This is a genomic window from Mesorhizobium sp. M3A.F.Ca.ET.175.01.1.1 (assembly GCF_004791945.1).
Lineage (GTDB): Bacteria > Pseudomonadota > Alphaproteobacteria > Rhizobiales > Rhizobiaceae > Mesorhizobium.
This window is the reverse complement of sequence record NZ_SRTP01000003.1, coordinates 262686-283959: the sequence shown is the minus strand read 5'-3', so window position 1 is coordinate 283959 and position 21274 is coordinate 262686. Positions and strand designations below refer to the sequence as shown.

Below are 21274 nucleotides of genomic sequence, written 5' to 3'. Positions count from 1 at the left end.
TGGCGCACGCGCCAGCGCATGAGCCAGTTCTTTCCGGCCGACGAGCAGACGCGCGCAGTGCTGGTGCGGCTGGCGAACGAGCGCGGCCGTAAACTCCCACGCTTAACCCTGCGGCGGCGTGGCTCTTCTCGTGCGTGTGCGTTCCAGGCCGAGCTGCCGCTCGCGCCAGATGATGAAGATGCCGGCGGCGACCACGATCGCGCCGCCGATCAGGGTGTTCAGCAATGTCACGTCGCCGAAGACGAAATAGCCGACGACGACGCCCAGAATCATCGACGTGTATTCGAACGGCGCCACGACGGAAGCCTCGGCATGGCGGTAGGCGGCAGTCATCAGGATCTGGCCGAGCCCGCCGCAGAAACCCGCCATGACAAGCAGCGCTGCCTGGACCGGGGTCAGCACCTGCCAGCCGAGCGGAATGGTGAGCAACGAGAGCACACTTGCGGTCGACGAGAACCACAGCACGATGGTCGCCGTCTTCTCGGTCTGCACGAGGTTGCGCACCAGAAGCATGGCGACGGCCGAGATCGCGGCAGCGATCAATGCCGCCATCACGCCCAGCACTTCCTGGTCGTCGAGCGCTGTGTCGGAGCCCAGCAGCGTCAGTTCAGGCCAGGAGATGATGAGCACGCCGACAAGGCCGACGGCGACAGCGCTCCAGCGATAGACGCGGATCGCCTCGCCGAGGAAGACGGAGGAGAACACGACCACCAGCAGCGGCTGGGCATAGTTCAGCGTGATCGCCTCCGGCAGCGGCAGCCTGGTGAGCGCGAAGAAGCCAAGCCCCATGGCGCCGACGCCGACGAGGCCGCGCGCGATGTGGTTGAAAGGCCGTTTCGTGGCGAATGCCGTGGCCAAATGTCCCCTGAACGCCAGGAAGGCGATGATCGGGAAGATGGCGAAGAAGGAGCGGAAGAACACGATTTGCCCGGCAGGCACGTCGCCGGCCGACTTGATGCAGGTCTGCATGCCGACGAACACCGCCACCGAGACGATCTTCAGCGCGATGCCTCGCAGCGTGCTGTGATTGCCGGCGTGATCGACGGTCATCCTGCCTCGTGACGATGGTCGGAAAACGAAGCCCAGAAATAGACCCCGGCGCAGTTTTGTCGAGTGACCGTTTCGTGTAAAGAGCGCCCACGCTGAAATTCTTGGACCAGCAACGCCCGCTGTCCGCCCGAAATCGACAGGAAAAGCACCGGAATGCGCACCGATACCGGCCATGTCTTCAGGCTCGAAGACTATCGCCCCAGCGATTACCTCATTCCGCGGACCACTCTCGATTTTTGCCTGTCTCCAGATGCGACCCGCGTCACTGCCATGCTGACCATCGAGCGGCGCGCAGGCGTCGCGGACACCGCGCCGCTGGTGCTCGACGGCGACGGGCTGACGCTGCTCGGCCTATCCATCGACGGGCGTGCGCTTGCACCTTCGGACTATGCGTCGACGCCAGACCAATTGACGATTGCGAAGCCGCCCTCGGCACAACGCTTCGAGCTTCGGCTCGAGACTGAGGTGGCGCCGGCGCGCAACGAAGCGCTGATGGGCCTCTATCGCTCCAACAACGTCTATTGCACGCAATGCGAGGCCGAGGGTTTTCGGCGCATCACCTACTTCCTCGACCGGCCCGACATCCTCTCCGTCTACACGGTGCGCATCGAGGCCCCGCAGAACGAGGCGCCGCTGCTGCTCTCCAACGGCAATCCGGTCGAAAGCGGTGCGCTTGACGGAGGCCGGCATTACGCTGTCTGGCACGACCCCTTTCCGAAACCCTGCTATCTCTTCGCGCTGGTGGCCGGCGCGCTCGGCAAAGTGGAGGACAGCTTCACAACGCTGTCGGGTCGCAAGGTCGAGCTCGGCATCTATGTCGAGCCCGGCAAGGAGCGGCTGGCAGGATACGCGATGGACGCGCTGAAGCGCTCGATGAGATGGGACGAGGAAGTCTTCGGCCGCGAGTACGACCTCGACGTCTTCAACATCGTCGCCGTCTCCGACTTCAACATGGGCGCGATGGAGAACAAGGGTCTCAACATCTTCAATGACAAATATGTGCTGGCCGATGAGGAGACCGCGACGGATGCCGACTTCGCCAATATCGAGGCGATCATCGCGCATGAGTATTTCCATAATTGGACTGGCAACAGAATCACTTGCCGCGACTGGTTCCAGCTCTGCCTGAAGGAGGGCTTGACCGTCTACCGCGACCACGAATTCTCGGCTGACCAGCGCTCCCGGGCGGTCAAGCGCATCGCCGAGGTGCGCACGCTGCGCGCGCATCAATTCCCCGAAGATCAGGGGCCGCTGGCGCATCCTGTCAGGCCGCGCCGCTACCGCGAGATCAACAACTTCTACACGGCGACGGTCTACGAGAAAGGCTCAGAGGTGGTGCGCATGATCCGCGCCATTCTCGGGCCTGAGGCCTTCCGCGCCGGCATGGATCTCTATTTCGAGCGTCATGACGGCGAAGCGGCGACGATCGAGGATTTCCTCAAAGTGTTCGAGGACGTTTCCGGCCGCGACCTCGCGCAATTCGCGCTCTGGTACCATCAGGCCGGTACACCGAACCTGACGGTGAGTTCCTCCTATGACGCCAGCGCCAAGGCGTTCACGCTGGAGATCGAACAGTCGGTGCCGCCGACACCATCGGAGAGCCGCAAGCGGCTGATGCATATCCCGCTCGCCTTCGGCCTTGTCGGCGCTGGTGGCAAGCCCGTCGCCTGGCAAGGCGCCGACGGTGCGGTCGTCGAGGACGGTATCATCCATGTCCGCAAGCGGCGGCACACCTTGCGCTTCTCGGGCGTGGTGGAACGGCCGTCTCTATCGCTCAACCGCGGCTTCTCGGCGCCGATCACGCTCTCGGTGCAGCAGAAGCCGGACGACCAGTTCTTCCTCGCCGCCCATGACAGCGACGCCTTCTCGCGCTGGCAGGCGTTCAACACGCTGCTCACCGACGCCCTGATCGCGGCCTTCCGCCAGGTGCTGGGCGGCAAGGAGCCGGCATTCGCGGCGCGGCTCGCCGAACTTGCCGGCAGGATCGCCGGCGACGAGACCTTGGAGCCTGCCTATCGCGCGCTGGCGCTATCGCTTCCCGGCGAGGCCGACATTGCCCGCGACATCGGCAAGGGCATCGAGCCCGACGCGATCTTCGTCGCCCGAGAGGCGCTGGCCCGCACCATCGCCAAGGCAAACCGCGAGACCTTCTCCGCGCTCTACGATAGCCTCGCCGACGACGGACCGTTCAGCCCCGACGCGGCGAGCGCGGGCCGCAGGGCATTGCGCAACATCCTGCTCGATTATCTTTCGCTGCTGCCCGAGGGCGCGGCGCTTGCCGCCGCCCATTTCGGCACGGCAACCAATATGACCGACCGCGCCGCGGCGCTCACCGTGCTGGCGCATCGCCATGCCGGCTCGCCGCAAGCGCAGGAAGCGCTGGCGAGCTTCGAAACCAAGTATCGCGGCGATGCGCTGGTGCTCGACAAATGGTTCCAGATCCAGGCCGGCGTCCCCGGCGCAGAGACAGTCAACAAGATGCGCATGCTGATGCAGCATCCGGCTTTCTCGATCGCCAATCCGAACCGGGTGCGCGCACTGATAGGCACCTTCTCCAGCGCCAACCAGACCGGCTTCCACCGCGCCGACGGCGAAGGCTATCGGCTCTTCGCCGAGATCGTGCTCGAGGTCGAGAAACGCAATCCGCAAGTGGCCGCAAGGCTGGCGACGGCGCTGCGGTCCTGGCGCTCGCTGGAGCCCGGACGGCAGGACCAGGCGCGGCAGGCGCTGCTGACGATGGCGAAGGCCGAGAAGCTGTCGGCCGACTTGCGGGACATCGTGGAGCGGACGCTGGCGTAACGCCCTCTCCTTCTCCCGTTGTGGGCCCTTTGTGGGAGAAGGTGGATCGGCGCGCAGCGCCGAGACCGTGAGGGGTGTTGGACGGAATGAGGCGTCGGTGTTTCCTGGAACCCCTCATCCGACCGAGCTTTGCTCGGGCACCTTCTCCCACAAGGCGAGAAGGAAAAGTCGCAATTTCAATCAACTTTTAATCTTTTTTGGCCGCGCCTCTGGACAAGGCGAATCACCTTTGATTCTTTAATGACGATTCGGACGTGCGGCGTAGCCGGATCGTCAAGTATGCGGCAAATCGGGGAGTGCCATTTATGGCCAAGACGGACGCGTGGGGCGCGCCCGGCGGGAAGGTTTTTGCGCGTCGCGAGGCGAGGCGCGACGGGCTGGCCGGCAACACGCGTCTCATCGCCGAACCGGCCTACCAGCGGCTGCTGGCGGCCGAGCCGTTGCTGCGCCGCCTGATCCCGGCACTGATCATCATCTTCCTCGTCGTCATCGCGGCGCTTCGCGTCCTGTCGCTGATGAACGAGCGCGACGACGTTGCGCGCAACGCCAAGGCGGTGCTGGCTTTGGCTGCGGACCAGATGGCCCATGCGATCACCGCCGACCCGAGCGCCGCCGCCGCCACGGCCATGGATCTCCTCGAAAGCACCAGCCGCCAGGGCGCCATGGGCCGCAGCCATGTGCTGGCCATCACCGACGACGCCTTCAAGATCATCGCCGTGTCGCCCCTGTCGACAGGCTGGCAGGGGCGCTCGCTCGACAGCCTCGTGCTCGGCGGGCAGCCGCTGTTCATGTTCGGCAACCGTGCCGGCGTCATGAATGTCAGCATTGGCGGTCAGGACTGGTTCGCGGCGGTGAGCCTCTCCGGCAGCCGCAAGAACGCCGCGGCGGTGCTGGTGCCGAAGGAGGCCGTCTTCGACAGCTGGCGCAAGACGGTGTCGCTCAACGTCACGCTGTTCGTGCTGACGGCCGGCGTGCTGATCATCATCCTCTATGCCTATTTCGGCCAGGCGGCGCGCGCCCAGGCCGCCGACCGCATCTATCTCGAGGCGCATCAACGCATCGACATGGCGCTGGTACGCGGCCGTTGCGGGCTGTGGGACTGGGACATGGTGCGCGGCAAGATGTACTGGTCGCGCTCGATGTACGACATGCTTGGTTACGAGCCCTGTGACTCCATGCTGTCCTTCGGCGAGGTCGACGAGATCATCCACCCGGAAGACGGCGATCTGTTCGAGCTCGCCAACCGCATCGTCGAACGCGAGATCGACCATATCGACCAGGTGTTCCGCATGCGCCATGCCGACGGCCAGTGGGTGTGGATGCGCGCGCGGGCGCAAGTGATCGACCCTGAGGCGCCGGAGATCCAGCTGATCGGCATTGCCGTGGACGTCACCGAGCAGCGCCATCTGGCGCTGCGATCGGAGGCGGCCGACATGAGGCTGAGGACGGCGATCGAGAACATCAACGAGTCCTTCGTGCTGTGGGATGCGGCCGAGCGGCTGATCATGTGCAACTCCAAGTTCCAACAGGACAACGGTCTGTCGGATCGTGACGTCCTGCCGGGCGCCGCCCGCGCCGTGCTGGAGGAGCGCATGCTCGCCTTTGCCTCCGAGCGCCGGCTGGCCAATGCCAACGGCCCGCATGGCGGCGTGACTCTCGAGCGCCAGCTATCCGACGGGCGCTGGCTGCAGGTCAACGAGCTCAGGACAAGGGATGGCGGCATCGTGTCGGTCGGCTCCGACATCACGCAGATCAAGCTGCATCAGGAAAAGCTGGTCGACAGCGAACGCCGCTTGATGGCGACGATCCACGATCTCAGCCTCGCCCGCCGGGCCGAGGAGGAGCGCGCCAAGGAACTGGTCGAGCTCAACCGCAAATACATGAAGGAGACCGAGCGCGCCGAGGCCGCCAACCGAGCGAAGTCCGAATTCCTTGCCAACATGTCGCACGAGCTGCGCACCCCGCTCAACGCCATCATCGGCTTTTCCGAGCTGATGGAGCAGCGTCTCTTCGGGCCGCTCGGCTCGCCGCGCTACGAGGAATATGCCAGCGACATCAACGGCAGCGGCAAATACCTGCTCGGTGTCATCAACGACATACTCGACATGTCCAAGATCGAGGCCGGCCAGTTCTCGCTGGACCGCGAGGAGATCGACCTCTGCCCGCTGATCAAGGAGACTGTGCGGGTCATCTCGCTGCAGGCGGCGGAAAAGGCAATCACGGTGGATACGCGCATCGCCGACTCCATGCGGCTCTATGCCGACCGCCGCGCGATCAAGCAGATCGCCATCAACCTTCTGTCCAACGCGGTAAAGTTCACCGGCCAGGGCGGCCGCATCACGGTCCGCGCGCGCAATGCGTCGGGGGCGCTGGTACTCACCATCGAAGACAATGGCTGCGGCATTCCGAAGGCCGCACTGGGCAAGCTCGGCCGCCCCTTCGAGCAGGTGCAGAACCAGTTCTCCAAGAACCACACCGGCTCCGGCCTCGGCCTCGCCATCTCGCGCTCGCTCGCAGAGTTGCAGGGCGGCGCGCTGAAGATCCGCTCGACCGAAGGCGCCGGTACCATCGTATCGGTGCGCATCCCGCTGAAGAAGTCGCCGCCGTCGGTGAAGGCGGCGGCTTGAGGTTGAGGAGCCGGCATGAGGCGGTCTCTGCGCGACCGCATCCTAGAAGCGCATACGCGCCGCGCGCTACGCCGGGTTCAACGGACGAATAGACAGGCGAGCAGTTCCGGCGACGGTCAGGACGCCGGAACCAAGCCGTCAGATCACTGCATGCTGTCATCACCGCCACCCCATTGGGGGTGGTGGCCGAAGCGGCCCATCTTGGGCAGTTCGCCCTTCTGGATCTTGCCGTCGTTGTTCTTGTCGAGCAGGGTGAACATTTTCTTCTCGCGGCCGGTGATGTCGTCCGCGGTCAGCGTGCCGTCGCCCTTGCTGTCGTAGCGTTCGATGATGCGACGGGCCATGCGCTCGTAGCGTGCCTTCTCCAGCGCGTCCGCCAGTTGGGCGACGGTGAGCTTGCCGCCATTCTCGGCAACAAGCTTTTTCAGCCGCGAATCCATGGCGTTCGAAAACTGATCGAAGGTTATCGTGCCATTGGAATCCCTCATCGCCTTGTCGAGGCGCATCATCATGCGCTCACGCATGCGGTCGCCGCCGGCGTTCTCGGCATAGGCGGTGGTGCCGACAGCACCGGCCAGCGCTACGAAGGCAAGGGCAAGTTTGATGGACTTTCTCATTGGTCTTCTCCTGTTGCATCGTCACCCCCGATGCCAGGACGGCAACCTTTCATTTTGATTCAGGCAGCCGTCCTATCTCTTTGTGGGAACATCGGATTTTCGCGAGCCAGCTTCCGCTTGCGGACCCGATGCTCTTCACGAACCTCGTCCCTCCATCATGGCGGCTTCGTACGCAGCAGAAGGTCGAAATCCTTCCTGACCTTCCGCGACGTCTCCTTGAGGTGCGCCTCCAACACGCCGAAGTCCGGCAGGTCGGTGACTCCCAGAAGCAGGTCCGAAAGCCCAGGCGGGACGTCGTCGCGCTGGAACTCGCCGGTCAGGCAAAGCCTGATCATCTGGGTCAGCGCGGTATACAGCCGATCGGCCTCGCAGAGCTCGTGCCGGACATCGATGGCCGCGAATTGCGGCGCAAGGCGCGCCAATATGTCGGCGGTCGCCGTCACGCGGCGCCCGGGTTCGACATTGCCGGTGATGACCGCTACCTGGGCGATGAATTCGAGATCGATGAGACCGCCCGCAACGAGCTTGATGTCCCAGAGATCGCGCGGCGGCTTTTCCTTCTCGATCAGCGCCCGCATCTCGAAGGCCTCCGCCTTGACCTTGGCAGCGTCGCGCGGCTGGGCAAGCACCGCGGCCACGTCGCCCTCGACCTCGGCGCAAAGTTCGGCATCGCCACCGATCGCGCGCGCTCTGGCCAGCGCCAGGTGCTCCCAGGTCCAGGCGTCCTGGCGCTGATACTTCTTGTAGGCGTCGATGTGGGTGGCGACCGGCCCCTTGTTGCCGGAGGGCCGCAGGCGCAGGTCGAGCTCGTAAAGCACGCCTTCGGCGGTCGGCGCTGAAACGGCAGCAATCAGGCGCTGCGTCATGCGCGTGTAATAGTGCGAGGGCGCGAGCGGCTTCTCGCCGTCGGACTCTTCGGCGTCCGGATCGTGATCGTAGAGCAGGATGAGATCGACGTCGGATCCGGCGGTGAGCTCGCGGCTGCCAAGCTTGCCCATGCCGAGCAGCGCCACCCTGCCGCCGGCAATCAAGCCGTGGCGCAGCGCGAACTCCGTCGTCACTGCGTTGAGCGCGGCTTCGATGGTAAGGTCGGCAAGATCGGAGAAGGCGCGGCCTGCGCGCGCCGGATCGATCGAGCCGGCGAGCAGCCTGACACCGATCAGGAACTTCTGCTCGGAGGCGAAGATGCGAAGACGGTCGAGCACGTCCTCATAGACGCGGTCGCCCTCGATGAAGGCGGCGAGCCGCGCAGAAAGATAGGCGCGGTTCGGCAACTCGGTCAGCAGCGCCGGGTCGAGAAGACCGTCGAACACATGCGGGCGGCGCGTGATGATGGCGGCGAGCCGTGGCGCCGCGCCCATGATGGTCGCCATCAGCTTGAGCAGGGCCGGGTTCGACTGCAAAAGCGAGAAGAGCTGGATGCCGGCCGGCAGGCCGGCGAGGAACTCGTCGAAGCGGACCAGCGCCTCGTCGGCGCGGCGGGTCTGGCCGAAGGCTTTCAGCAGCGCCGGCGTCAGCTCCGTCAGCCGCTCGCGCGCTTCCGCCGAATGGGTGACGCGGTAGCGGCCGAAATGCCAGCCGCGAATGACGCGGCAGATGTCGCTCGGGCGCTGGAAGCCGAGGCGATGCAAGCTCTGCAGCGTATCGGGATCGTCGACGTCGCCGGTGAAGACGAGATTGCCGACCCCGGCCGACAATTCCGGCGCGGTCTCGAAGAGCGCCGCATAATGGCGCTCGACCTGCTGCAGCGCAGTCCGAAAGGCGTCGGCAAACTCCGCCTCGCCGGCAAAGCCCAGCATGAGCGCAATGCGCTCCAGCTCCTCGTCCTCGTCGGGCAGAACATGCGTCTGCTCGTCGGCCACCATCTGGATAGCGTGCTCGACCCGGCGCAGAAACCAGTACTGGCGAGTGAGCGCATCGCGCGCCTCGGCGGTGATCCAGCCGCGCGCGGCAAGTTGGCCGAGCATCGGCACCGTCTCGCGGCCGCGCAGTTCCGGGAAGCGGCCGCCGGCAATGAGCTGCTGCGTCTGGACGAAAAACTCAATCTCGCGAATGCCACCGCGGCCGAGCTTGACGTTGTGGCCCTTCACCGCGATCTCGCCATGACCTTTGTGAGCATGGATCTGGCGCTTGATCGAATGGACGTCGGCGATTGCCGCATAGTCCATGTATTTGCGCCAGACATAGGGCTGCAATTCCTTGAGGAAGGCGGCACCCGCGGCGAGGTCTCCGGCAACCGGGCGCGCCTTGATCATGGCGGCGCGCTCCCAGTTCTGGCCACGTGCTTCGTAGTAATGCAGTGCCGCCTCGACCGGGATCGCCAGCGGCGTCGAGCCGGGATCGGGGCGAAGCCTCAGGTCGGTGCGGAAGACATAGCCGTGCTCGGTGCGATCCTGCAGGATGCGAACAAGGCGTCGGGTGAGGCGCGCAAACAGTTCCGTCGCGTCGAGGGGATCGATGATGGCCGCTGCGTCAGGATCGAAGAAGACGACGAGGTCGATGTCGGACGAGAAATTGAGCTCATGCGCGCCGAGCTTGCCCATGCCGAGCACGATCCAGCCCGATTGCCGCGCCGGGTTCGTGGGATCGGGCAGCTTGATCTTGCCCTGCTCGTGCGCATCGCGCAGCAGGAAGTCGATGGCGGCGCGGGTGCAGGCATCGGCTAGGTCGCTGAGGCGGCGCACGGTAAGCGCCGTTTCGGCCTCGCCGCTGAGATCGGCAAGCGCGGTCAGGAAATGCGCCTCCGCCTTCCATTGCCGAAGCTCCATCATCAGGCTCGATTCGGAAACCGACTCGGCTTGCGCCGCGCGGCCGATCGCCTCGCCGATCGCCTTGAGCCGCGCCTCAACCGGCTGGTCGAACAGCGTGTCCAGAATGGCCGGCCGGCGGTGCGCCATGTCGCGCAGGAAGGGCGACAGGTCGAAGACAGCGGCAAGCAAGCGCTGCAGCCGCCCCTCGCCGGCGAGCAGCGCCGCCAGCCGGGACAAGCCCGCCTCCCCGGCTGCGTCGGCGATCTCGGACAGTTCGCGCCGGGCGCGAGCCTCGTCCAGCGGTCGAAGCGCCAGTGTAGGACGAAGTTGCAACTCGCCTTCGACTTGTTTCTTCGCCATCCTCGCCGCCATCATTGCGTCTCCCGCGCGGGAAAACTCATGACCACGGACAATCCGGGATTGGCAGGCAGAAGATCAAGCCTGCCGTTGTGGAAAGTCATGATCGCCTTGGCGAGGCTGAGGCCGAGTCCCGAGCCCGGCTGCGAGCGGCTCTTTTCCAGCCGCACGAAGCGTTCGGTGGCGCGCGCACGGTCGGCGTCGTCGGGAATGCCGTGGCCGTTGTCGGTAACGGCGAGCCTGATCTCGCCGACGGCCCGCTCCAGCGTCACGCGCACTTTCGGCTCGGTTGCGTCGGCCGAGTATTTGATCGCGTTGTCGACGATGTTCGACAGCGCCTGGCCGATCAGCTCGCGGTTGCCGTCGATCATCAGCGGTTCCGGCACGAGCGCCTCCAGAACCACCCCGGCCTCCTCCGCCACCGGCTCGTAGAGCTCGACCACGTCGCTCACGGTGGCGGCGAGATCAACCGGAGTGGTGGTCTCGGAGGAATAGCCAGATTCCAGCCGCGAGATCATCAGGATGGCATTGAAGGTCTTTATCAGCTGATCGGATTCGGCGATCGTGCTTTCCAGCGCCTGCCGGTAGTCGGTCGTCTTGTGCTTGCCGGCAAGCGTCGCCTCGGCGCGGTTGCGCAGCCGGGTCAGCGGCGTCTTCAGATCATGGGCGATGTTGTCGGAAACCTGCTTCAGTCCCTCGTTCAGTGTCGCGATCCTGGCCAGCATCGTGTTGAGGTTTTCCGACAGGCGGTCGAACTCGTCGCCGGCACCCGTGACCGGCAGCCGTCCCGACAGGTCGCCGCCCATGATGCGGCGGCTCGCTTCGGAGACGCTGTCGATGCGGTTGAGCGCGGCGCGCCCGACAAAGAACCAGATCAGCAGTCCGCCCAAACCCATCATGCCTAGCGCCAGCATCAGGGAGCGCCGGATGACGGCGCGGAAGCGCTCGGGCTCGCCGAGATCGCGGCCGACCAGGATGATCATCTGGTTGGGCAGCCGCAGCACGAAAGCGATGGCGTTATGGCCTTGCTCGCCCTCGGGCTGCGCCTCCTTCTCGCCGATCTGTGGCGGGGCCTGCTCGGAGGCGCCGCTGCGCAGCCGGTCGAGCTCGCCCTCGCCGAAGCGGTGGTAGGAAAAAGGCTCCTTCGTCCAGCCTTCCGTCTCGATGACCCCCGGCTGCAGGCTCTGGACATTGCCGGTCAGAATCTGGCCGTTGGGGTCGGCGATCAGGTAGAGGTTGGCGCCCGGCTGGCGCGAGCGGGCCTCGACCACGCGCACCAGCACTGGCAGGCCGCCGCGCTGGTAGGCGCGGGCGAGACCCACCATCTCGTCGTTGATGGTGTCCTGGGTCTGGGCGGTCAACATGCGGGCCGAGAGCGACGTCATGTAGAAGACCAGCAGCACGGCGCAGAGCGCGAACAGCAGGAAAAAAAGCGCCGAAAGCCGGGCTGCCGTCGTCTTCATGATGGCCGGCAGGGAAAGGGCCATCTTGCTCTCTAAAGCGCTCCGCGTTGAAACGGGTTCAAGCGACACGCTTTAGGTCCATTGCTTTTGCGCATGTCGTCCTTCCAAAACCGCTGCACACTTTTGGGCGGCATGCATTAGCCGCCCTTCAGCATGTAGCCGGCGCCGCGGATCGTGTGCAGGATCGGTTTGTCGAAGCCCTTCTCAATCTTGCCGCGCAGCCGCGAGACGTGAACGTCGATGACGTTGGTCTGAGGATCGAAGTGATAGTCCCAGACATTCTCCAGCAGCATGGTGCGCGTCACCACCTGGCCGGCATGCCGCATCAGATATTCGAGCAGGCGGAATTCGCGCGGCTGCAGCGTGATCTCACGGCCGGCGCGCTTGACCGAATGCGAAAGCCGGTCGAGTTCGAGATCGTCCACCTTGTAGACGGTCTCGGCCTCCCTGGCGCTAGCGCGGCGGTTCAGCACTTCGACCCGGGCGAGCAATTCGGAAAAGGCATAGGGCTTGGTCAGATAGTCGTCGCCTCCGGCGCGCAAGCCGGTGACGCGATCGTCGACCTCGCCCAGCGCCGACAAGATGAGCACCGGCGTGGTGTTGCCGCGCGAACGCAGCGCAGCGATCACCGACAGGCCGTCGCGGCGCGGCATCATCCGGTCGACCACCATGACGTCATAGTCGCCGGCGTCGGCCAGCGCGAAGCCGGTCTCGCCATCACCGGCGACATGGGCGGTGTGGCCCGCCTCGGCGAAGGCCTTCTGCAGGTAGTCGGCGGCCTCGCGATCGTCTTCCATGACGAGAATCTTCATGGAGCCGTTATACTCGATTTCACTGGAATATTGAGGGGCAGGCATCGGACGCGCCTTTGCAATTGTCGGTCCCGCACGTCCTCACTCCAAAACCGGTGACCACTTTTTGGGCGACGTGCTTTTTGCTTCGCACGTCGTTACCCCAAAACCGGCAACCACTTTTGGGCGCGTGCTGTAAGGCGGCAGCGAGTGATGGGATACCCGCTGCCGCCAGGAGCGAAACACGGTGACTGACAGACGTGTTCGGCCCCATGTTTCCCGGCGGCGGTCCGGGGGTGTTGAAACCGCCGCCAGGAAAGGTCGAAAGTTGCGCAGTGGCGCATGATCCTGCCGAAAACCCACGCGGCTTTCGGGATCAGGCGCGCTCAGCCCTTGCCGACGGGCACCGCGACGAAACGGTTGGAGTCGTCACGGGTTATCTGCATCAGCACCGCCTTGCGGCCGGTCTTGGCAGCATCCGTCATCGCCTTGGAGACATCGTCGGTGGTGTTGACCTCGTTCGAATTGATGGAGGTGATGACGTCGCCCGGCTGGATGCCGCGGTCGGCTGCATCGCTGTCCGGATCGACATCGGTGACCACCAGACCCTTGCCGTTCTCCGACTTGGTGACGGTGAGGCCGAGATCGGCCAGCGTGTCGGCCTTGGCGGGCGCGGACTGCTTGCCGTTGTCCTCGTTGGAAGCCTGCTTGTCGCTCGTCGGCAGCGTGCCGAGGTCGACCTTGATCGTCTCGTTCTTGCCATCACGCCAGACCGTGACATCGACCGACTTGCCCGGCGCGTAGGAGCCGATCATGCGGGCGAGTTCCTTCGGCGAGGCGACATCCTTGCCATCGACCTGGGTGATCACATCGCCGGCGGCGATACCGGCCTTCTTGCCGGGGCCCGCGTCCTGGGCGCTCGAAACCAGCGCGCCCTTGTCGGCCTTCAAGCCGAGCGACTCGGCGATGTCGGAGGTGACCGGCTGGATCTCGACGCCGAGCCAGCCGCGCTGGACGGAGCCGTTCTTCATCAGATCGTCGACAACCTGCTTGGCAGTCGAGGCCGGAATGTCGAAGGCGATGCCCACGCTGCCTCCCGACGGCGAGAAGATCGCTGTGTTGATGCCGATCACCTGGCCATTGAGGTTGAAGGTCGGGCCGCCCGAATTGCCGCGGTTGACCGATGCGTCGATCTGGATGAAGTCGTCATAAGGACCGGCGCCGATGTCGCGGCCGCGGGCTGAGACGATACCGGCAGTGACGGTGCCGCCGAGGCCGAACGGGTTTCCGACGGCCACGACCCAGTCGCCGATACGGACCTTGGAATCATCGGCGAAGTCGACATAGGTAAACTTGCCGCCGCCATCGACCTTCAAAACGGCGAGGTCGGTGCGCGGATCGGAGCCGATCAGCTTGGCGTCGAGCTCCTTGCCGTCATTGGTGACCACAGTGAAGGCAGTGCCTTCCGAGACGACGTGATTGTTGGTGACGAGGTAGCCGTCCTCGGAGATGAAGAAGCCGGAGCCTTGAGCGACCGGGCGCGGCTCGCCATTGTTGCCGTGGTCGCGGTGGCGACGCATGCCGAACTGGCCGCCCTGGTCGCCGAAGCCGCGGAACTCCTTGAAGAAGCGGCGCAGCTGCGGATTGTCGGGCAGGTTGTCGAAGCCGTCCTGGTCATCGGAGCCGTCATCGGCCGTCGGCTGGATCTTGGCCTTGACCTTGACGCTGACGACCGCCGGCGACACGCGCTCGACCACATCGGCGAAGCCCGTCACCTGCGGCGCCTGGACACGCACGGCTTCTGCCAGCACGGGTCCGGTACCGGTGGTCACCGCACCGAAACCGATGGCGCCAGCGACGGCCAGCGAGGCTGCGGCGGCCAGTAGGCGCTTGCGGGTGCGGGAATATGAATTGGGGGCAATATTCATGGGTCTCTATCCTCTTTCGAAGGGATGCGCTCAGGCGAGCATCCTCGGGCAAGAGAATTAGAGAGCCGCACATTACGAGGCCATTTCCGGTACATGAAAATTTTGTAATGTTGGCGATCGGCAAGGATGCGTGAGATCACGAGGCTTCAAAATGACCGCAGGCCGCACCAACCGGGTCAAGCCCCGGTCGATTGGGAGACTAAGATAATCGAGGGCATCAAGCGCGGAATATCCGACGCAAAGACGGGCCGTTTGGTGACTCACGAATCAGCAATGGCGGAAATCGACTCGGTCATCGAGGCCGGTGGAAGCTGCGCGCACACGCAAGGTCTGAGATGTGCCTCGCTCGGAGGCTTGCGGAAGCACCCGCGACGTCGTCATCCCAGGGCGAAGCAGGAGCGAAGCTCCGTCGCGGAGACCCTGGGATCCACGCCGTTACCTCAACCGTAGAGTACAGCGGTGCAGAATTCTCCGCCGCAGCGGAGCGTGGAAGTCACGGCATGGATCCTCGGGTCTACGCGCGTCGCTGCGCTCCTTGCTCCGCCCATGGATGACGACGGCATAAGCGTTTCGACCAACCTCTAAGGTGCATTATTCGCGCAGCATCTTGTCCAACGCCGCCTGTTCCTCGGCACTTAGGACGGTTCCCGACGCAGGGCGCCGGGAGCGGGCACCGATCAAGATAAAAGTGCCGCCAACGAGCAGCAGAAGCACCGGCGTGCCCCACAACAGCGCGTTGCGCAGGCTGAAGCGCGGCTTCAGCAGCACGAACTCGCCATAGCGCGAGACGATATAGTCCATCACCTGCTGGTCGGTGTCGCCGGCGACAAGGCGCTGACGCACCAGGATGCGCAGGTCACGCGCCAGGTCGGCATCGGATTCGTCGATCGATTGGTTCTGGCACACCATGCAGCGCAGCTCTTCCGAAAGCGCGCGCGCCCTCGCCTCCAGCGCCGGATCGGGCAGCACCTCGTCCGGCTTCACCGCCTGCGCGGTCCCGGCGAAGACCAGGGCCAGCAGAAGGACCAGCGAGGCAAGTGAAAACCTGGCCCTCATGTCGAGCTCACGGGTGCTGTGGCAGCTACCTGCCTGCGGCGGCGCGACGGCGCGCCGACGCGCAGGCGCCGGTCCATCAGTGACATGGCCGCGCCCGCCATCATCACCAGCCCGCCACCCCAGATCAGCGTCACCAGGGGCTTCCACCACAGACGCACGACGACGGAACCGTCATTGCCTTCGTCGCCGAGTGAGAGATAGAGCTGGCTCAATCCGATCGTCCTGATGCCGGACTCGGTGGTCACCGTCTGACGCACCGGATAGAAGCGCTTGGCCGAGCTGATCTCGCCATCGGCGTTGCCATCGCTGCCGATCATGACGAAGCGGCCGCGATCCTCGGTGAAGTTCGGGCCTTTTCGTGGGAACAGCCCCTCGAACCGCAAGGTATGACCGGAGAGCTCGACCGTCTCGCCGGCGCGCATGGTCAGGATCCTCTCGGTGCCGAAGGAGAGCGTGCCGACGATGCCGAGCAAGGTCAGACCGAGGCCGAGATGGGCAAGCGCGGTGCCATAGACCGAGCGCGGCAGGCCGGCGAAGCGCCGCAGCATGACGGCAGGCGCCGCAGAGCCTGCGCCGGATTTCACGGTAAGGTCGGTGAGCGCGCCGGCGACCAGCCAGACGGCAAGCCCGACGCCAAGCGCCGCGAAGACCGAGGCGCCGTCTATGAACAGACCGGTGACGAGCACGGCGGCAAGCGCCAGCGCGAAAGCCGCCATCAGCCGCTGCGCGGCGGCAAACACATCGCCGCGCTTCCAGGCAAGCAGCGGCCCGAAGGGCACGATCGCCAGAAGCGGCAGCATCAGCGGGCCGAAGGTCAGGTCGAAAAAGGGGGCGCCGACCGAGATCTTGCCGCCGGTGAGCGCCTCGAGCGCCAGCGGATAGAGCGTGCCGACCAGCACGGTTGCCGTTGCCGTGGTGAGGAACAGGTTGTTGAGGACCAGCGCGCCCTCGCGCGAGATCGGATGGAACAGGCCGCCGGCGGTGAGCGTCGAGGCGCGCAGCGCAAACAGCGCCAGCGAGCCGCCGATGAACAGCGTCAGGTTGCAGAGAATGAAGACGCCGCGCGCCGGGTCGGTGGCGAAGGCGTGAACGGAGGTCAGCACGCCTGAGCGCACCAGGAAGGTGCCGAGCAGCGACAGCGAGAAGGTCAGTATCGCAAGCAGCAGCGTCCAGATCTTCAGCGCCGAGCGCTTTTCCATGACGATCGCCGAATGGAGCAGCGCGGTGCCGGCGAGCCAGGGCATGAAGGAGGCGTTCTCGACCGGATCCCAGAACCAGAAGCCGCCCCAGCCCAGCTCGTAATAGGCCCAGTATGAGCCCATCGCGATGCCGCCGGTAAGGAACATCCAGGCGACCAGCGTCCACGGCCGCACCCAGCGCGCCCAGGATGCGTCGATGCGGCCCTCGATCAGTGCTGCCACCGAAAAGGAGAAGCAGATCGAGAAGCCGACATAGCCGAGATAGAGCAGCGGCGGATGGACGGCGAGGCCGAGATCCTGCAGCACCGGGTTGAGATCGCGGCCCTCGATCGGCGCCGGGTTCAGCCTGACGAAGGGATTGGACGTCGTCAGGATGAACAGGAAGAAGGCAGCGCCGATCATGCCTTGCACGGCAAGCACATTGGCCCTCAGCGTCGCCGGCAGGTTCGAGCCGAAGACGGCGACCAACGCGCCGAAGAAGGTCAGGATCAGCACCCAAAGCAGCATCGAGCCTTCGTGGTTTCCCCAGGTGCCGGTGATTTTGTAGATCATCGGCTGCAGCGAGTGCGAATTCTCCCACACGCTCGCCACCGAGAAATCGGAGCCGGCATAGGCGACGGCCAATGCCGCGAAGGAGAGCGCGGTGAGCGCAAAGCCGCTGACCGCGACCGGACCGCCGACCGCCATCAGCCGCTGGTTGCCGGCACGGGCGCCGACCAGCGGCACCAGCATCTGCACCAGCGACAGCGCGAAGGCGAGGACGAGCGCGAAATGTCCGGTCTCAACCACGGCTGCTACTCACTCTTCGTTTCCTGCCACACGCCCTTGGCCTTCAGCCCATCGGCGACTTCCTTCGGCATATAGCGCTCGTCATGCTTGGCAAGCACGCTGTCGGCGACGAAGACGCCGTCCGGACGGAACGCGCCCTCGGTGATGACGCCCTGCTCCTCGCGGAACAGGTCGGGCAGGATCCCGGTATAGGTGACCTTGACCGACTTTTGCGTGTCGGTGACGGAGAAGGCGACGGTTGCGCCCTGCCCGCGCACGATGGTTCCCTTCTCGACCAGGCCGCCAAGCCTGATGCGCTGTCCCGGCTGAACGGTTGCGCTGGCGAGATCGGCCGGCATGTAGAAATAGGAAGCCTTCTGGCCGAGCGCATAGAAGGTGAGCCCGGCAGCCGCCCCGAGGAAGGCCAGTCCGGCAACGATCACCGACAATCGCTTCTGCTTGCGCGTCATCGCTTACTCCGTCGCCGCCACGCCGAGCGAGGCGGCAAAGGCGGTGAATTTCTTGGCCTGCTCGCTGTCGGGCCCGAAAACGGCGACAGCGCGAGCGAGCGCGTCGCGCGCCTGGTCGGCCTTGCCGAGCACGACGTAGGAGCGGATGAGGCGCATCCATCCTTCCTCGTCGCGCGGGTTCTGCTTCAGCCGATCGTCGAGGCCGGCAACCATGGTTTCGATCATCGCCTGGCGGTCTTGCGGCGACATCTGCTGCGCCGCCTGCATCTGCTCGGCGTCCGGCCCATTGGCCGATGCGCCTGCCGCGACCGCTGGTCCAGCTGTTTCGGCAAGCGCCTGCTTCACTGCGCTGCGCCAAGGCGAATCCGGGGGCAAGATGCCCAGCATCTTCTGCCAGGCCGCCGCTGCCTCGGCCTTCCTGCCTTCCTGGGCAAGTCCCATCGCCAGGTAGAAATTCGCCTTGGCATTGACGGGGTCGAGCTTCAGCGCCGCCTCGAAGGCACCTTGAGCCTCCGCCGAGACGATGCCGCCGGCGGCATTGGCGATCGCCTCGCCGAGGCCGGCCTGACGAACGGCGCTGTCGCCGTCGAGGCGGATGGCGTTGCGATAGGCGGTCACCGCGTCGGGAAAGCGTTGCAAGCGCAGATAGACCGGCGCCAGCACGTCCCAGCCCTTGCCGTCAGAGGGGTTGGCGGCGAGATGGGCCTCGGCGCGGGCGACCAATTCGTCGACCGAGGAATCGGCCGGGTTCTTGGCAAGCCGCTCCGCCAGGGGCTGCGAGGGCAGGTCCGGCGAACCGAGCGCGCCATAGAGTCCCCAGCTCACCAGGGGGACCAGCAGCACGGCGGCAGCGGCGATGAGCCGCGCGGCCTGCGAAGGGCGTGGTGCATCCGTTGCTGACTGCTCAGCCGAGCCGAGACGCAGGATGCGGCGGCCGATCTCGGCGCGCGCTTCTTCCGCCTCCGCCGGCTGGATCAGCCCGCGCGCCACGTCGCGATCGATCTCGGAGAGCTGGTCGCGATAGACTTCCAGGTCGTGGGAGCCGGCGGCGGACGCGCCCTTCGGGCCGCCAGCCAGCGGCAGCAGCACGGCCAGGCTGGCGCCCAGCGTGAGGATCGCGGCTATGACCCAGAACAGCATGGTTCTTCCAATAACGGCAGAGCCCTGCCCTGCCAACACAAGCACACTGCGACGCTTTGACGGCAGATCTGTCGTCTGGCCTTGATCGACATCAACCGGACTGGATTATAGGACGATCCGACCTGCCTTGCCCTGCATGTCCTCTGCCAAACATGGGGTTGGCAGGACGCAATTATCAGGTCAGCGGCGTCCAGCTTCCGTCGGCATTGCGGCAGGCGGTACCGCGCGCGGTTACCCCCGCAGCGCCGGCATATACCGTATGGGTGTATTGGCGGCAGTCCTGCGAGCCGACCCGGTAGGGCTGCGCGGCAACGACCTCGCCATAGTGGGATGAGCTGTCGCCCTTCCAGGTCACCTTCTGACCGCTGTTGTTGTACTCCAGCGCCTTGTATTCGGCCTCGAGCCCCTTGCGCTTCTCGGCGTCGCTCAGTCCGGAGCCGATCGAGCCGCCGATCAGCCCGCCATTCATCGCCGCGACGATGCTGGTCCCCACCTTGCCGCCGGAAGCATTGGACCCGGCCGACGGCGTGAGCGAGGCGCTTGGGCCGCTTTTGCCCAGCGTGGTGCAGCCGGAAACGGCCAACAGGGTTGAAACGAGCGCGACGCGAATCTTCATGCCAGCAACCGGTTGTCTTGAGCGGAATGGACTTCTAGAGCAGTTCACCGTTTCACGGAAACGGCTAACCGTTCTATCTCGTTGTTTTGACGCAATTCCGGATGGAAAACCGTTTCACACTTTTCCTGGAATTGCTCTGAGCGAGACGGATTGGGGCCGCGCCATCGGAGACGTGATCGTGGCCATAGTGTTGATATTTGTCGGAAATTTGGCCGCAACCGGCCGCAAGCAAATCGATAAAATACGTCACTGCAGGCTCCGCAATCTCACCACCGCCCTCAAGCCACCCATGCCGGAGCGTTCCAGCGCCAGGACGCCTCCATACTCGTTGACGAGGTCGGCGACAATGGCGAGCCCCAGTCCCGTTCCAGGCTTAGTCTCGTCGAGCCGCCTCCCGCGTTTCAACGCCTCGCGCGCCTTCTCCTCGGGGATGCCCGGTCCGTCATCCTCTATGACGATTTCAAACTGATTGATGCTTCCCGGAACGACGGCGACCGAGACGGCCACCGCGCTCTTTGCCCATTTCATGGCATTCTCGAGCAGGTTGCCGAGCAATTCCTCGAGATCCTCGCGCTCCCCGGCAAAGACAATTTCGCCCGGCGGCAGCGACAGAGAGAGCTTCGCCTGCGGATTGAGCTTCTGCAGCACGCGCGCCATGCGCTCGACCAGCGGCGAGACCGGGGTTCGGAAGACGACGCTGTCGCGCTGGGCGGCAACGCGGGCGCGCTGCAGGTAGTGGTCGACCTGCTTCTGCATCGAGGCGGCCTGCTCGGCAATGAGCTGCCCCTTGGCGCCGCCGAGCGCACGACCCTCGTTGATGAGCACCGCCAGCGGGGTCTTGAGCGAATGGGCGAGGTTGCCGACCTGGGTGCGCGAACGCTCGACGATGCGCCTGTTGTTTTCGATCAGCGCGTTGGTCTCGTTGGCCAGAGGCTCGATCTCGGCCGGGAAGCTGCCGTCGAGCCGATGCGCCGTACCCTCACGCACCATGGCCAGCGCATTGCGCACCCGGCGCAGCGGCTGCAGGCCGAGCAGGATGGCGACGGCATTGATGGCGATCATGCCGACGCCGAACAGCGACAGATAGGTGAGCAGGCGACGCTGAAAGCTCGCGATCTCCTGCTCGAGCTCGCTATGGTTGCCCATGACGCGGAAGCGCGCCGCACGGTTCTTGGCATCGAGCACGAACTCGCTCTCGAAGACCTCGACCTGCTCGCCTTTGATGCCTTCGGTCGAGTAGCTGCGCTGAAAGTTCGCGTTGAAGGGGACCTCGGCGACGCTCGGCGACAGGATCGAGGTGGTCATCGAGGAGGAATGAAGCTCGCCGTGAACGTCCTCGGAGGCTGGCTCCACCGACCAGTACCAGCCGGAATTCGGCTCGGAAAAGCGCAGGTCGCCCAGGTCGGGCGCGCCGGTGAGCGCGCCGTTGTCGGAAATGCCGACGGAGCCGATCAGGTTGAACAGATGCGCCGAAAGCAGGCTGTCGAAGCCGCGCTCGCTGGCCTGGCGGTAGAGCGTGGTGATGAGCGTGAAGATGACGACCAGCGTCAGGATCGCCCAGACGGTCGAAAAGGCGATGACGCGGAAGGTCAGCGAGCGCGGCCAGAGCCGCAGCCTCGAAAGCCGCGTCCTCATAGTTGGTT

General features: G+C 65.1%; 14 protein-coding genes. 2 read left to right on the top strand and 12 right to left on the bottom strand.

The features are described from left to right. Window positions 1–102 precede the first annotated feature (102 nt). The gene (locus EN818_RS09260) at window positions 103–1050 is read right to left on the bottom strand and encodes a DMT family transporter (protein ID WP_095805688.1); all 948 of its coding nucleotides are present in this window, start codon (window positions 1048–1050) and stop codon (window positions 103–105) included. Between the two features lie 153 nt (window positions 1051–1203). Between EN818_RS09260 and pepN the strand changes: the two genes are divergently transcribed. Together pepN and EN818_RS09250 are read left to right on the top strand one after the other, a co-directional pair. Further along, on the top strand, window positions 1204–3849 hold the full coding sequence (gene pepN, locus EN818_RS09255) for an aminopeptidase N (RefSeq protein WP_095805687.1): 2646 nt from the start codon (window positions 1204–1206) through the stop codon (window positions 3847–3849). A gap of 305 nt (window positions 3850–4154) precedes the next feature. Then, the gene (locus EN818_RS09250; RefSeq protein ID WP_095805686.1) at window positions 4155–6476 is read left to right on the top strand and encodes a PAS domain-containing sensor histidine kinase; all 2322 of its coding nucleotides are present in this window, start codon (window positions 4155–4157) and stop codon (window positions 6474–6476) included. A 143-nt stretch (window positions 6477–6619) separates the two neighbouring features. Here the strand turns inward: EN818_RS09250 and EN818_RS09245 are convergent, their stop codons facing one another. The 11 genes from EN818_RS09245 to EN818_RS09190 all read right to left on the bottom strand — a co-directional run bounded on the left by EN818_RS09245 (window position 6620) and on the right by EN818_RS09190 (window position 21266). After that, window positions 6620–7093: a hypothetical protein gene (locus EN818_RS09245; protein ID WP_095805685.1), complete on the bottom strand. Its 474-nt coding sequence runs from the start codon at window positions 7091–7093 to the stop codon at window positions 6620–6622. Window positions 7094–7248: 155 nt separating this feature from the next. Next, a complete protein-coding gene (locus tag EN818_RS09240; RefSeq protein ID WP_176478365.1) occupies window positions 7249–10215 on the bottom strand; it encodes a bifunctional [glutamine synthetase] adenylyltransferase/[glutamine synthetase]-adenylyl-L-tyrosine phosphorylase in 2967 nt (988 codons plus the stop codon). Further along, window positions 10215–11687 (bottom strand): HAMP domain-containing sensor histidine kinase, encoded by a 1473-nt coding sequence (locus EN818_RS09235; protein WP_095805684.1) that lies wholly within the window; start codon window positions 11685–11687, stop codon window positions 10215–10217. Before EN818_RS09235 ends, EN818_RS09240 begins: the two co-directional genes overlap by 1 nt. A 113-nt stretch (window positions 11688–11800) precedes the next feature. Next, a complete protein-coding gene (locus EN818_RS09230; RefSeq protein ID WP_095805683.1) occupies window positions 11801–12475 on the bottom strand; it encodes a response regulator transcription factor in 675 nt (224 codons plus the stop codon). Between the two features lie 365 nt (window positions 12476–12840). After that, on the bottom strand, window positions 12841–14382 hold the full coding sequence (locus EN818_RS09225; protein WP_095805682.1) for a Do family serine endopeptidase: 1542 nt from the start codon (window positions 14380–14382) through the stop codon (window positions 12841–12843). 591 nt (window positions 14383–14973) lie between these two features. Beyond that, on the bottom strand, window positions 14974–15438 hold the full coding sequence (locus EN818_RS09215) for a cytochrome c-type biogenesis protein (RefSeq protein WP_095805681.1): 465 nt from the start codon (window positions 15436–15438) through the stop codon (window positions 14974–14976). Further along, a complete protein-coding gene (locus EN818_RS09210) occupies window positions 15435–17426 on the bottom strand; it encodes a heme lyase CcmF/NrfE family subunit (RefSeq protein WP_095805680.1) in 1992 nt (663 codons plus the stop codon). The genes EN818_RS09215 and EN818_RS09210 overlap by 4 nt, the downstream gene beginning before the upstream one ends. A gap of 5 nt (window positions 17427–17431) precedes the next feature. Continuing rightward, window positions 17432–17875 carry a cytochrome c maturation protein CcmE gene (gene ccmE / locus EN818_RS09205; RefSeq protein WP_095805679.1) on the bottom strand — a complete coding sequence of 148 codons (444 nt, stop codon included), beginning with the start codon at window positions 17873–17875 and terminating at the stop codon, window positions 17432–17434. A 3-nt stretch (window positions 17876–17878) separates the two neighbouring features. Beyond that, window positions 17879–19015 (bottom strand): c-type cytochrome biogenesis protein CcmI, encoded by a 1137-nt coding sequence (gene ccmI / locus EN818_RS09200; protein ID WP_095805678.1) that lies wholly within the window; start codon window positions 19013–19015, stop codon window positions 17879–17881. Window positions 19016–19190: 175 nt separating this feature from the next. After that, on the bottom strand, window positions 19191–19631 hold the full coding sequence (locus EN818_RS09195) for a hypothetical protein (RefSeq protein ID WP_095805677.1): 441 nt from the start codon (window positions 19629–19631) through the stop codon (window positions 19191–19193). Between the two features lie 246 nt (window positions 19632–19877). Continuing rightward, window positions 19878–21266 (bottom strand): ATP-binding protein, encoded by a 1389-nt coding sequence (locus EN818_RS09190; protein WP_176478355.1) that lies wholly within the window; start codon window positions 21264–21266, stop codon window positions 19878–19880. Window positions 21267–21274 lie beyond the last annotated feature (8 nt).